Below are 12,213 nucleotides of genomic sequence, written 5' to 3'. Positions count from 1 at the left end.
ACCACCACCGGGCTGGCGCCCAGCGGTCCCCCTCCCTATCGGAGATGGGGAGGAATACGGGCTAGAGCGTGACCTTGGGCGGCTTGGCGGCCTCGACCGCGACCAGCACCATCTTTTCCCAGATCGCCGGATCGCCCGCATCGGCCATCGCCTGATCGGGTTCGCGCAGCGTCCGCAGCACGGCCAGTGCATCGGCCATATGATCGCGCCACTGCGCGTCGACCAGCTTGGCGGCGGATTCGGAGTCGCCCTTGGCATTGGCGCTCAACCGCTGACCGCACAGCACGCGTGCGATGCGTTCGGCGGCGGGGGTGTGGGCAATATCCATGGCAACCTCTCCTGATGCGCGGGATCGTTACGCGCTCAACGCGGGAGAGGGGGGAATGGTGCCAGCATCTGCGGCTGGGCACGCCCCTCCCGTAAACGGGAGGGGATGGGGGAGGGTATGTCACAAGCGATGGTCTCGGTGAGACCCCTTTGCCCTCCCCAACCCCTCCCGCCTGCGGGAGGGGCTAAGGAGTCGTTCAGCCCTGCGCGCCGCGACCGGCACCGCCGCCGCCGCCGCCGGGGCGACCCTGGCCGCCACGACCGCGACCGCCGCCCGGACCACCGGCACCACCACCGCCGCCGCGACGACGCGGCTGGCGGCCCTGCGGGGCCCGCGAGTCCGTCGCACGCGGATGATGCGTGGCGCGCGGGCGGGCCGGGTCACGCGGACGGTCGACGCGCGGTGCGGGGTCGGCGCCGATGGCCTTCACGCGCTGCGACTTGATCGTCTCGGCGCGCTTCACGAAGTCGGCGGGAAGCGGCACGACGGTGATCTTCTGCCGCGTCAGCTTTTCGATATCCTTCAGATACGGACGCTCATCCTCGGCGCAGAAAGCGATGGCCATGCCCGAACGACCGGCGCGTGCGGTACGGCCGATGCGATGGACATATTGTTCGGCGACGTTGGGCAGCTCGAAGTTGAAGACGTGGCTGACGCCCGGAATGTCGATGCCGCGCGCGGCGATATCGGTCGCCACCAGCACGCGGGTCTGACCCGAGCGGAACTCGCCCAGCGCGCGCTCGCGCTGGCCCTGGCTCTTGTTGCCGTGGATCGCGTTGGCGGCGATGCCGTTGCCCGCCAGCAGCTTCACGACGCGGTCGGCGCCATGCTTGGTGCGGGTGAAGACCAGCGCCAGCTCGATCGCGGGATCGGCGAGCAGGATGGTCAGCAGCGCCTGCTTCTCCTGTTGCGTGACGAAGGTCACCGACTGGTCGACGCGCTCGGCGGTGGTCGACACCGGGGTCACGGTGACGGTCGCCGGATTGTCGAGGAATTTGTCGGCCAGGTCGCGGATCGCGGCGGGCATGGTGGCCGAGAAGAACAGGGTCTGGCGCTTGCGCGGGATCATCTTCACGATCCGGCGCAGCGCGTGGATGAAGCCCAGGTCGAGCATCTGGTCGGCTTCGTCGAGCACCAGAATCTCGATCATCGACAGGTTCAGGAAGCCCTGCTCGACGAGGTCGATCAGGCGGCCCGGCGTGGCGACCAGGATATCGACGCCGCGCGACAGGTCCTGGCGGTTCTTGTTCAGGCTGGTGCCGCCGAAGACGGTCGCGACCGCCAGTTTGGAAAACTTGGCATAGCCCTTGGCATTTTCGGCGATCTGGCTGGCCAGTTCGCGCGTCGGCGCAAGGACGAGCATCCGGCAATGGGTCGGCAGGACGCGCTTGTTCGCCTCGACCAGACGCTGGATCGAGGGGAGGACGAAGGCCGCCGTCTTGCCGGTGCCGGTCTGCGCGATGCCGAGCAGGTCGCGGCCTTCCAGCAGCGTCGGGATCGAGTCGCGCTGGATGGGCGTGGGTTCGGAATAGCCCTTGGCTTCGAGCGCACGGACGAGCGGCTCGGCGAGGCCGAGTTCGGAAAAGGACATGGAATTACTTTCGATCATGGCGCGCGAGTCACGACAGGCCGCAAGCGCGGGCCGGGGTTGATGACACCCCGCGTGACAAGGGAAGCCTGAAGACAGGGTCGGGGCGGAGCCGGGACCAGATGGTCCGTTCACGCTGCGAGTGGACGCCTCGACGGGCGGGCATGTGCGCTGGCCATTGCCAAAAGTCAAGTTTCGGGCAGGATCGCCACCGCAATGCGTGACAAGCGCGGACGGATGGTTACATCTGATACCAGTTAGCGAAGAGGAGTCCTGCATGAAACTCGCCAGTCTGAAGAACGGTCGTGACGGCAAGCTGGTCGTCGTGTCGAGCGACCTCGCCTGGTATGCGGATGCGGGGCATATCGTGCCGACGCTTCAGGCCGCGCTCGACGATTGGGAGACGCATGCGCCCGCGCTCGCCAATCTGGCGATCGACCTGGATCATGAAGCGATCCCGCGTGCGCGCTTCCACGAACATGACGCCGCCTCGCCCTTGCCGCGTGCCTATCAATGGGCGGACGGATCGGCCTATGTGAATCACGTCGCGCTCGTCCGCCAGGCGCGCGGGGCCGAGCTGCCCGAGAGCTTCTGGCATGACCCGCTGATGTATCAGGGCGGCTCGGACGGGTTTCTGGGGCCGCGCGATGCCATTCCGCTGGCCGATGAAAGCTGGGGCTGCGACCTGGAGGGCGAGGTCGTCGTCGTCACCGGCGACGTGGCCCTAGGCGCGAGCCGCGAGGAGGCGCTGGCGGCGATCCGGCTGGTCGGGCTGACCAACGACGTGTCGTTGCGCGGGCTGATCCCCGGCGAGCTGGCCAAGGGCTTCGGCTTCTTCCAGTCCAAGCCCGCCTCGGCCTTCTCCCCCGTCTTCGTGACGCCGGAGTCGCTGGGCGACTGGTGGCAGGACGGCAAGCTGCACCGCGTTCTGAAGGTCGATCTGAACGGCCAGCCCTTCGGTCGGGCGGATGCGGGGCAGGACATGACCTTCGATTTCGGCACGTTGGTCGCCCATGCCGCCAAGACCCGCGCGCTGGGAGCGGGGACGATCATCGGGTCGGGCACCGTGTCCAACCGCGATTCGGACGGCGGTCCGGGCAAGCCGGTGGCGGAGGGCGGCGTCGGCTATAGCTGCCTGGCCGAGCTGCGCATGATCGAGACGATCCGCGGCGGCGAGGCGGTGACGCCGTTCCTGAAAAAGGGCGACACGGTCCGCATCTGGATGGAGGACGACCGCCACCACCCGATCTTCGGCGCGATCGAACAGACGGTCGAATAATCCCAAATCCTCCCCAAGCTGTGCTTGGGGAGGGGGACCGCCGCGAAGCGGTGGTGGAGGGGCAGGGCCGCGCCGCGCCATCACCGAAGGCGTCCGGCACCGCCCCTCCACCACCGGGCTGACGCCCGGCGGTCCCCCTCCCCATCGGAGATGGGGAGGATCTAGGATTTACTCCACCAAAGCGTCGATCGCCTCGGCCATGTCGATATCGCGCGCCGACAGCCCCCCTGCGTCATGGGTGGTCAGCACGATATCGACCCGGTTCCAGACATTGGACCATTCGGGATGATGATCCACCTTTTCCGCCAGAAGGGCGACGCGGGTCATGAAGCCGAACGCCTCGTTGAAGTCGGCAAACACGAAACGGCGGCTGATCGCATCACGCGATTCGTCCCAGTCCCATTCGGTCAGGCCGTCCAGCGCCTCGTCCCGGTCCAGCTCGCTCAGCCGTTCCACCATGATCGTCCCCTTGGCGTATCTTGTTCTTTTGACCGGCACAGCGGTAAGACGGCGGCCATGGGCGGGCAAGACGCGATTGGTGAAGCACCGGGTCCCGAGGCGATCGAGCGGATCGCGCGGGATACGATCGCGCGCCTGCCCGCCGCATTCGCCGCGCATCTGGGCGATGTCGTCCTGATCGTCGAGGAATTCGCCGATGACGAGACGCTGGCCGCACTGGGCCTCGACCATCCGCTGGACCTGACCGGCCTGTATCACGGGCGGCCGGTGGGCGAGAAAAGCAGCATGGATTCAGGGGCGCTGCCCGACCGCATCCATCTGTATCGTCGCGCGATCCTGGACGAATGGGTCGAGACGGGCGTGCGCCTCGACGATCTGGTCGCGCATGTGACGATCCATGAGATCGGCCATCATTTCGGCCTGTCCGACGACGACATGCACGCGCTGGAAGACGCCGTGGACGACGCCCGCGCGTGATCCTCGACCTGTCCCAGGTTGCCTGCGCGCGCGGCGGGCGGCTGCTCTTCACGCAACTGTCGCTGGCCTTGGGCGCGGGCGAGGCGGTGGTCGTCACTGGCCCCAACGGCATCGGAAAGTCGAGCCTCCTGCGTCTCGCCGCCGGATTGATCGCGCCGTTCGAGGGGCGTGTCACCCGGTCGGGGCGGATCGCCCTGGCGACCGAGGATCTCGCGCTCGATACGGAGCGGCGGCTGGGTGAGGCGCTGTCCTTCTGGGCGCGGCTCGACGGGCTGGCGGCGGTGGATCGGCGAGCTGCCGCGGCGCTCGATACGGTCGGGCTGGGCAAGCTCGCCGATGTGCCGGTGCGTCTGCTCTCGACCGGGCAGCGGCGGCGCGCGGGGTTGGCACGGGTGCTGGCCGCGGAGGCCCCGCTCTGGCTGCTCGACGAGCCGGGCAATGGACTGGACGTCGCGGGTGTCGCGATGCTGGAGCGGGCCATCGCGGATCACCGTGCGGGGGGCGGCGCGGTGCTGCTGACCACGCACCAGCCGCTGGCGTTGACGGACGCGTGGACACTCGCGCTGGACGGTCACGTCCCGGCATGACCGCCGCCATGACCCTTGTGGCGACCCTGATCGCGCGCGACGTGCGGCGCGGCTATGCCGGGGGCGGGGCGGGGCTGGTGTGTGGTTTCTTCCTGCTGGCGGTGGTGTTGTTCCCCTTTGCGATCGGGCCGGATCGGGCGGTGCTGATGCGCGTCGGCGCGGGGGCGATCTGGGTCGCGGCGGTGCTGGCCGCGCTGCTGCCGGTCGAGCGGCTGGTCGCGCCCGATGTCGAATCGGGATGGTTCGACCAGATTCGCGTCCACGGCCTGTCGCTGCCGCTGGTGATGGCGCTGCGCATCGTCGCCCACTGGCTGGCCTTTGCGCCGCCGCTGATGCTGGCCGCGCTGGTCGCGGCCGGGCTGTTCGGACTGGAGACGGCGGCGCTGGTGCGGGTCGAGGCGGGGTTGCTGCTCGGCACGCCCGGGCTGGCGGCGCTGGCGGTGGCGACGGGGGCGCTGACCGCCGGATTGCGCGGCGCGGGCGGGCTGGCCGGGCTGCTCCTGCTGCCGCTCGCGCTGCCGCTGCTGATCTTCGGAGCGGGGAGCGGTGACATGGGTGCGCCGAAGCTGCTGGCGGCGGTCTCGCTGATGCTGGTCGCGGGCGCGCCGTGGATCGCGGCTGCGGCGATCCGATCGGTGCGTGATTGAGGTGATGGCCGAATCGAAAGCGATCGCGCGGGCCTTCGACGCGGCCTCGGCCTATGACGCGCATGCGGTGGTGCAGCGGCAGGTCGCCGACTGGCTGGCCGAACGGATCGTCGCGATGGCACCACCCGCCCCGCGCGTGCTGGAAGTGGGGTGCGGGACCGGCTTTCTGACGGCTGCGACCTTGCCGCGATTGGTGAATCCCGACTGGCTGATGACCGACATCGCGCCCGCCATGCTGGCGCGGGGCCTTGCCAAGCATCCGGGTGTGCGCGGGCGGGTGATGGATGGCGAGTATCCCGATCTGTCGGGCGAGGCGCCGTTCGACCTGATCGTCAGCAGCCTGGCGGTGCAATGGTTCGGCGATCTGGAAGCGGGCTTGCGGCGGCTGGCCGGGTTGCTGGCGCCGGGCGGGCGGATGCTGGTGACGACGCTGGTCGAAGGGACCTTCGCAGCCTGGCATGAGGCGCACCGCGCGGAGGGTCATGAGGCGGGGAGTCCGGTCTATCCGTCGGTCGAGGCGCTGGGCTGGCCGGTCGAGACCCGGCGGTTCGAGCAGCGGCACGAATCGGCGGCGGACTTCATGCGCGCGCTCCGGGCGATCGGGGCGGGGACACCGCGTGAGGGGCACCGTCCGATCCCGCCGGGCGCGATGCGGCGGATCGCCCGGCGGTTCGAGGCGGGCGGGGCGGTGGCGGCCTATGAGGTCGCGTTGATCAAGGTCGCTGCCCCGTAACCCCCCGCCCCGTTCATGCTGAGCGAAGTCGAAGCACATGCCCCGCCGCTATGATCTGGCGCGGCCTTCGACTTCGCTCAGGCTGAACGGAGGTTTTTGCTTATCGGCTCCACCGCGCCCAGATGGCGGTGGGCAGGGTCAGGCCGCGGGCTTCCTCGCGCACGCCGAGTTCGCCGCATTCCACCTTGCCGGGCAGGTCGGCCATGACTTGGCGCATCATCTCGCCGATCGCCATCGCCGACATGCGCACGGCGTACACCGTCAGGAACAGGAAGCGCGAATCGGCGTCCAGCAGCTGGCGGCAATTGGCGATCAGGCCGGGCAGGTCCTCTTCCAACCGCCAGACCTCGCCCTCCGGCCCGCGTCCGTACTTCGGTGGGTCGAGCAGGATGCCGTCATAGCGCCGGCCGCGTCGCACCTCGCGCGCGACGAACTTGGCGGCGTCGTCGATGATCCAGCGGACCGGCGCATCGCCCAGACCCGACAGCATGGCATTGCCGCGCGCCGCCTCGACCGATTTCTTGGACGCGTCGACATGGACCATCTTGGCGCCCGCACTCGCCATCGCCAGCGTGCCGACACCGGTATAGCCGAACAGGTTCATGCACTCGGGCTCGGCCATCCCGTCGACCTGCTCGCGCATCCAGCTCCACACCGGCGCCATGTCAGGGAAGAAGCCCAGATGGCGGAACGGCGTGTTCTGCGCGGTGAAGCGAACCTCGTTCCACTTGAGCGGCCAGCCGTCGCGCGGGACCGGTTCGTTGAAGTTCCAGCGGCCGCCGCCATCCTCGTCCGATCCGGGCACGAACTCGGCCGCCGCGCGCCAGTCCTCGGTCGCGGGGGCCCACATTGCCTGCGGTTCGGGGCGGATGAAGCGGAATCGGCCATAGCGTTCCAGCTTGCGGCCATGGCCGGAGTCGACCAGCCCGTAATCCGCCCAGGGCTCGCCGATCATCGTTTCGAGTTTCATGGGAGTGCGTTAGCGCAAACCATGCCCGTCGATAAAGGCCGTCACCGCGTCGAAGGTGGCGGGCAGGGTGGTATAGCGTTCCTCGCGCTCGAACAGGTCGCCGACGCGGCGGGGCAGCGCGGGGCGGCTGCCGGTCGCGCGCTCGACCGCATCGGTGAACTTGGCCGGGTGCGCGGTGGCCAGCGTCACCACCGGCACGTCCAGCCCACTCTTGCGCGCGGCGGACAGGGCGATGCCGGTATGCGGGTCGAGGATCTGCCCGGCCTCGTCCGCCGCCCAGCGCATCGCCCGGCTCATGTCATCGGCGTCCACGCGCGCGCTGGTGAAGAGCGGGGCGATATTCTGGCTCTGCGCATTGGTCAGCCGCATCGCGCCCGTACCCTCGAAGCCCTTCATCTGCGCAGCCAGCGCGGCGCCGTCGCGGCCATTGGCGTCGAACAGCAGCCGCTCGAAATTCGAGCTGACTTGGATGTCCATCGACGGGGTGGCGGTCGCCTGGACCTGCCCCTTGGAATAGTCGCCCGACGATAGCGCGCGGTGGAGGATGTCGTTGACGTTGGTCGCGACGATCAGCCGCTCGATGGGCAGGCCCATGCGCGCGGCCACATAACCGGCGAACACATCGCCAAAATTGCCCGTCGGCACCGAGAAGGCGATGCGCTTGCCCGGCGCGCCCAGCCGGACGGCGGCGTAGAAATAATAGACGACCTGCGCCATCAACCGCGCCCAGTTGATCGAATTGACCGCCGACAGGGTGTGGCGGTCGGCAAAGGCGCGGTCGTTGAACATCGCCTTCACCAGTGCCTGCGCGTCGTCGAAATTGCCCTCGATCGCGATGTTGTGGACGTTGGGGGCGAGCACCGTCGTCATCTGGCGGCGCTGGATCTCGGTCACGCGGCCCGCCGGGTGCAGCATGAAGATGTCGATATTCGCACGCCCCGCCACCGCATCGATCGCGGCCGAGCCGGTGTCGCCGCTGGTCGCACCGACGATGGTAAGCCGGGTGTCGGTGCCGCGCAGGAACCGCTCGAACAACAGGCCCAGCATCTGGAGCGCGACGTCCTTGAACGCCAGCGTGGGGCCGTGGAACAGCTCCAGCAGCCACTGGTCATGGTCGAGCTGGACCAAGGGCGTGACGGCCGCGTGCGAGAAACGACCATAGGCGGCGTCGCACAGGCCCTGGAGTTCCTCTGCGGTCAGGCTGTCGCCGATGAACGGCGCCATGATCTTTGCGGCGGTCTGCGCATAGGACAGGCCCGCCAGCCCCTCAATCTCTTCGCGGGTCAGGGTCGGCCAGGTCTCGGGCACGTAGAGCCCGCCATCGCTGGCGAGACCGGCCAGGGTCGCACCCCGGAAATCGAGGACGGGGGCGGAGCCACGGGTACTGTGATAGCGCATGATGCGCTGCGGCTTAACGGGGTGCGTTGCGTACCACAACCATTCGATTGCGCCGAGCGACCGCCAAAACATAGATAATTGCGGCGATGGCGGCAAACAGGAACCATTGCAGCGCATAGGCGAGATGGTTGTTGGGTATCCCGTCGATCCCCGGGCGGGGGTTCGCATCGAGGCCGGGGGCGGGGGTGTCGGCGACCAGCAGCATGTCCTGCGGACGATGGTCGAAGGCCGACTGGAGCAACGACCGGCTGTCGGGCGCATGGGAGACATAGCCGCTCACGCGACCGCCCGGCCAATGGCTCACCGCGCGCGGATCATGGGTCGTGCCCAGTTGCACCTGCAGCGATCCCTGCGGCACCGAACAGGTGGCGATCAGGCGGAACCCCGCCGCCCCGGCGCCTGCGCGGCGGATGGCGACGGGCGGGCGGCAATCGGCGACCGTGCGGCGGAAGAGCAGGCTGTCGTCCGGGAACAGCGGAAAGGCGATGACGGGGCGCGCCGGATTGGCGGCGAGCTGCGCCAGATAGGCTTCCTTCCGCGGCAGCCGGTCGAGCAGCTGCCACAGGCCCAGCGCGATCATCGCCGCGACCGCCAGACCGACGATCAGCGTGGGCAGGACGGGCAGGCGCTTCATGATTCCCCGTCTCGGGCGTCTTCGTCGTCTTCGGGGCGAACCACGGCCCCCTCACGCGCCTCGTTGCGATATTCGGCCGCCATCAGCGCACCCTTGGCGATGCGCAAGCTATAGACCACGCCGATCGCGGTCAGCGGCAGCCAGATCGCCATTTGCAGCCACAGCGGCGGATGCAGGGTCAGCTCGACGGTGATGGCCGCGATGGTGATGATCGTGCCCAGGATCAGCGTCAGGAACGCGGCCGGGCCATCGCCGACATTGAAGCGGGTGAAGTCCAGCCCGCACGCGGCGCATGCATCGGCAAAGGTCGTCACCTTCGTCGAGAAGACCGGCCCTGCAAACAAATGGGGCTGGCCGCAACGCGGACACAGCCCCTGAAATGCCGCCTGCGCGATGGTCGGAGGCGTAAACTCAGCCACTATGAACCGGCGCGCCCCAGCCACCCCAGACATAGATGGTGACGAACAGGAACAGCCACACCACGTCGACGAAATGCCAGTACCAGGCCGCCGCCTCGAACCCGAAATGCTGGCGGGGCGTGAAGTCGCCGCGATAGGCGCGGATCAGGCAGACGATCAGGAAGATGGTGCCGACGATGACGTGGAAACCATGGAAGCCGGTCGCCATGAAGAAGGCCGCGCCATAGTTGATGCCCTTGAACGGGAAGGGCGCGTGCATGTATTCATAGGCCTGGATCGCGCTGAAGATCAGGCCCAGGATCACGGTCAGCCACAGGCCCTTGAGCACGCCGTCGCGGTCGCCCACGCCCAGCGCACCCCATAGGCCGCGCTTCTCGCCGCCGCGCTGGTTGTGGATCAGCGCGTGATGCGCCCAGGTGACGGTGGTGCCGCTGGTCAGCAGGATCAGCGTGTTGAGAAGCGGCAGCTTGAAGGCGTCGATCACCTCCAGCCCCTTGGGCGGCCAGGTCGCGGCGATGGCGGCGGCACCCTCGGTCGCGCGCTCGACCTGTCCGTCGACGAAGCTCATCGCGGTCGGGAACAGCGCGAAGTCGAAAAAGGCCCAGAACCAGCCGACGAAGAACATCACTTCCGATGCGATGAACAGGATCATGCCGTATCGGAAATGCAGCTGCACGACGGGGGTATGGTCGCCATGATGCGCCTCGCGCACCACATCGGCCCACCAGCTGCCCATGCAGAACAGCACCGCCGCCAGGCCCGCCAGGAACGCCCAGCCGCCGCCCTGCACGCTGTGCATCCACATGATCGCGCCGGAGGCCATCAACAGCGCCGACATCGAACTGGCCAGCGGCCAGGGGCTCGGCGGCAGGATATGATAGTCGTGGTTCTTCGCGCCAGCCATGATCCCGTCCCTATGTTTTTGCTATTTTGGGGACAGGCTAACCCGCTTTCTTCGCCGAATCCACCGGGTAAAATGTGTAGGACAGGGTGATGGTCTCGATGTCGCGCGCGTCGGGGTCGTTCAGGATCTTCGGGTCGATGAAGAAGATGACCGGCATCCGCGCCGTCTCGCCGGGTTTCAGCGTCTGCTGGGTGAAGCAGAAGCACTGGATCTTGGTAAAATAGCGCCCCGCCTGATCGGGGGTGACGTTGAACGTCGCGGTGCCGGTGACCGGCACTTTTGCGTTATTGGTAGCGGTGAAGAACACCATGTCGCGCGCGCCGATATCGACGGTCTCATGCGGGTTCTCGGGCTTGAAAGTCCAGGCGAGGCGCGAGGAGACATTGGCGTCGAAATTGACGGTGATCTGGCGGTGGACACTGCCGGGTGCGCGGGCACCCCGCTGGGTCGTACCCTGATAACCCGTCACCTGGCAGAACATGCGGTAGAGCGGCACGCTGGCAAAGGCGAGGCCGGTCATGAACACCACGCCGAAGATCGCCAGCGCAACCGTCCGACCCTGGCGCGTCAGTCGCATCAGTGCATGCCCGACCGGATTTTCGACAGGGTGATGAAGAAGATCAGCACCACCAGAAAGCCGAGCAGCAGGGCCATGGCGGTGGCGCGGGCGCGCTGCTTGGCGCGAATCCGATTCGAATCGTCAGGCGTCATGCCCAACGATCCACCACCAGCGCGCCAAAGAGAAGGAAAAGATAGAGAATCGAATATTTGAACAGCCGCTTCTCGGGCTTCATCGAATCCTCGGGCCGGGTATGGCGGAAGGCGACGATGGCGGCATAGGCGGCGAACAGCGCCGTTCCGGCGGTCGCGATCACGCCATAGATCGAACCCGTCAGCCCCAGCGGCCAGGGCGCAACGGCGGCGATCGCCATCGGGATGGTGTAGAGGCCGATCTGCGCGCGCGTCACCCGCTCGCCCGCCACCACGGGCAGCATCGGCACGCCCGCATTGGCGTAATCGGTCTTCACGAAGAGGGCCAGCGCCCAGAAATGGGGCGGCGTCCACAGGAAGACCAGGCTGAACAGCAGGAAGGGGAGGAGCGCGACTTCACCCGTCGCGGCGGCCCAGCCGATCAACGGCGGAAACGCGCCCGCCGCCCCGCCGATGACGATATTCTGCGGCGTCCGCCGCTTCAGCCAGACGGTGTAGACCAGCACATAGAACAGGATCGAGACGGTCAGGATTCCGGCGGCGACATAATTGACCGCCAGCCCCATCAGCAGAACCGAGAAACAGGCGAGCCCCACGCCGAAATGCAGCGCCGATTCGCGGGTCATGCGCCCGGCGGGCAACGGCCGCTTGGCGGTGCGCTTCATCAGCGCGTCGAGGTCCGCCTCATACCATTGGTTCAGCGCCCCCGCCGCGCCCGCGCCTAGCGCGATGCACAATATGGCGGTGAAGCCGATGACCGGATCGACGCCGACAGGGGCCGCCAGCATCCCGCACAGGCCGGTGAACACCACCAGCGTCATCACCCGCGGCTTGGTGAGCGCCAGGAAGTCGCGCCAGTCGGCGGGAACGAAGACGGAGGAGGGAATGCTGGACATGGGAGCCCCGCATATAGGTGCGCTATGCGATCCTGTGGGACAATCCGTCGGCGACCACCGTCTCGCCGGGGCTACTGAACGCGACCAAATTCGCCTCGGCAGGCGGGAGGGGGCCGGGGGGAGGGCGGGATGTCTCACCGAGACCAACGCCCGTGGCTTTCCCTCCCCCATCCCCTCCCGCCT

16 protein-coding genes are annotated in these 12,213 nt (G+C 67.9%); 5 read left to right on the top strand and 11 right to left on the bottom strand.

All coding sequences use genetic code 11. From position 1 onward, the window contains the following. Positions 1–61 precede the first annotated feature (61 nt). The gene (locus ASF14_RS18385; protein WP_056438666.1) at positions 62–328 is read right to left on the bottom strand and encodes a hypothetical protein; all 267 of its coding nucleotides are present in this window, start codon (positions 326–328) and stop codon (positions 62–64) included. Positions 329–524: 196 nt separating this feature from the next. Next, positions 525–1,919, bottom strand: a complete 1,395-nt coding sequence (locus tag ASF14_RS18380; protein WP_056438975.1) for a DEAD/DEAH box helicase — start codon at positions 1,917–1,919, stop codon at positions 525–527. Between the two features lie 274 nt (positions 1,920–2,193). Here ASF14_RS18380 and ASF14_RS18375 point away from each other — a divergent pair, with 274 nt between their 5' ends. After that, positions 2,194–3,195 (top strand): fumarylacetoacetate hydrolase family protein, encoded by a 1,002-nt coding sequence (locus ASF14_RS18375; protein WP_056438663.1) that lies wholly within the window; start codon positions 2,194–2,196, stop codon positions 3,193–3,195. 168 nt (positions 3,196–3,363) lie between these two features. On the opposite strand, the gene ASF14_RS18370 is transcribed toward ASF14_RS18375, so the two are convergent. Further along, complete coding sequence (locus ASF14_RS18370; RefSeq protein ID WP_269083257.1) at positions 3,364–3,813, bottom strand: 4a-hydroxytetrahydrobiopterin dehydratase; 450 nt, start codon at positions 3,811–3,813, stop codon at positions 3,364–3,366. Here ASF14_RS18370 and ASF14_RS18365 point away from each other — a divergent pair. From ASF14_RS18365 to ASF14_RS18350, 4 genes are read left to right on the top strand one after another with little or no spacing between them, the layout of a single operon-like run. Further along, positions 3,712–4,131: a metallopeptidase family protein gene (locus ASF14_RS18365; RefSeq protein ID WP_056438657.1), complete on the top strand. Its 420-nt coding sequence runs from the start codon at positions 3,712–3,714 to the stop codon at positions 4,129–4,131. The two genes, ASF14_RS18370 and ASF14_RS18365, sit on opposite strands and share 102 nt — an antisense overlap. Continuing rightward, complete coding sequence (gene ccmA, locus ASF14_RS18360; protein ID WP_056438654.1) at positions 4,128–4,718, top strand: heme ABC exporter ATP-binding protein CcmA; 591 nt, start codon at positions 4,128–4,130, stop codon at positions 4,716–4,718. The genes ASF14_RS18365 and ccmA overlap by 4 nt, the downstream gene beginning before the upstream one ends. 8 nt (positions 4,719–4,726) lie before the next feature. Beyond that, positions 4,727–5,365: a heme exporter protein CcmB gene (locus ASF14_RS18355; protein ID WP_056438652.1), complete on the top strand. Its 639-nt coding sequence runs from the start codon at positions 4,727–4,729 to the stop codon at positions 5,363–5,365. 4 nt (positions 5,366–5,369) lie between these two features. After that, entirely contained in the window at positions 5,370–6,098 is a 729-nt protein-coding gene (locus tag ASF14_RS18350) for a methyltransferase (RefSeq protein ID WP_056438971.1), read from the top strand. 100 nt (positions 6,099–6,198) lie between these two features. Here the strand turns inward: ASF14_RS18350 and ASF14_RS18345 are convergent, their stop codons facing one another. From ASF14_RS18345 to ASF14_RS18315, 8 genes are read right to left on the bottom strand one after another with little or no spacing between them, the layout of a single operon-like run. Next, positions 6,199–7,068 (bottom strand): class I SAM-dependent methyltransferase, encoded by an 870-nt coding sequence (locus ASF14_RS18345; RefSeq protein ID WP_056438649.1) that lies wholly within the window; start codon positions 7,066–7,068, stop codon positions 6,199–6,201. A gap of 9 nt (positions 7,069–7,077) precedes the next feature. Further along, positions 7,078–8,466 carry a threonine synthase gene (gene thrC, locus ASF14_RS18340; protein WP_056438646.1) on the bottom strand — a complete coding sequence of 463 codons (1,389 nt, stop codon included), beginning with the start codon at positions 8,464–8,466 and terminating at the stop codon, positions 7,078–7,080. 13 nt (positions 8,467–8,479) lie between these two features. Further along, positions 8,480–9,100 (bottom strand): SURF1 family cytochrome oxidase biogenesis protein, encoded by a 621-nt coding sequence (locus ASF14_RS18335; RefSeq protein WP_056438643.1) that lies wholly within the window; start codon positions 9,098–9,100, stop codon positions 8,480–8,482. Beyond that, positions 9,097–9,522 carry a DUF983 domain-containing protein gene (locus ASF14_RS18330; RefSeq protein WP_443025840.1) on the bottom strand — a complete coding sequence of 142 codons (426 nt, stop codon included), beginning with the start codon at positions 9,520–9,522 and terminating at the stop codon, positions 9,097–9,099. Before ASF14_RS18330 ends, ASF14_RS18335 begins: the two co-directional genes overlap by 4 nt. Next, positions 9,512–10,423 carry a cytochrome c oxidase subunit 3 gene (locus ASF14_RS18325; protein ID WP_056438638.1) on the bottom strand — a complete coding sequence of 304 codons (912 nt, stop codon included), beginning with the start codon at positions 10,421–10,423 and terminating at the stop codon, positions 9,512–9,514. The genes ASF14_RS18330 and ASF14_RS18325 overlap by 11 nt, the downstream gene beginning before the upstream one ends. Before the next feature lie 37 nt (positions 10,424–10,460). Continuing rightward, positions 10,461–11,000, bottom strand: a complete 540-nt coding sequence (locus ASF14_RS18320) for a cytochrome c oxidase assembly protein (RefSeq protein WP_056438634.1) — start codon at positions 10,998–11,000, stop codon at positions 10,461–10,463. After that, positions 11,000–11,134 carry a hypothetical protein gene (locus ASF14_RS22445; RefSeq protein ID WP_257575300.1) on the bottom strand — a complete coding sequence of 45 codons (135 nt, stop codon included), beginning with the start codon at positions 11,132–11,134 and terminating at the stop codon, positions 11,000–11,002. The genes ASF14_RS18320 and ASF14_RS22445 overlap by 1 nt, the downstream gene beginning before the upstream one ends. After that, a complete protein-coding gene (locus tag ASF14_RS18315; RefSeq protein WP_056438631.1) occupies positions 11,131–12,030 on the bottom strand; it encodes a heme o synthase in 900 nt (299 codons plus the stop codon). The genes ASF14_RS22445 and ASF14_RS18315 overlap by 4 nt, the downstream gene beginning before the upstream one ends. Positions 12,031–12,213: the final 183 nt, after the last annotated feature.

The organism is Sphingomonas sp. Leaf257, assembly GCF_001422185.1.
GTDB classification, from domain to species: domain Bacteria; phylum Pseudomonadota; class Alphaproteobacteria; order Sphingomonadales; family Sphingomonadaceae; genus Sphingomonas; species Sphingomonas yabuuchiae.
This window is presented reverse-complemented; position numbering and strand designations above follow the sequence as displayed.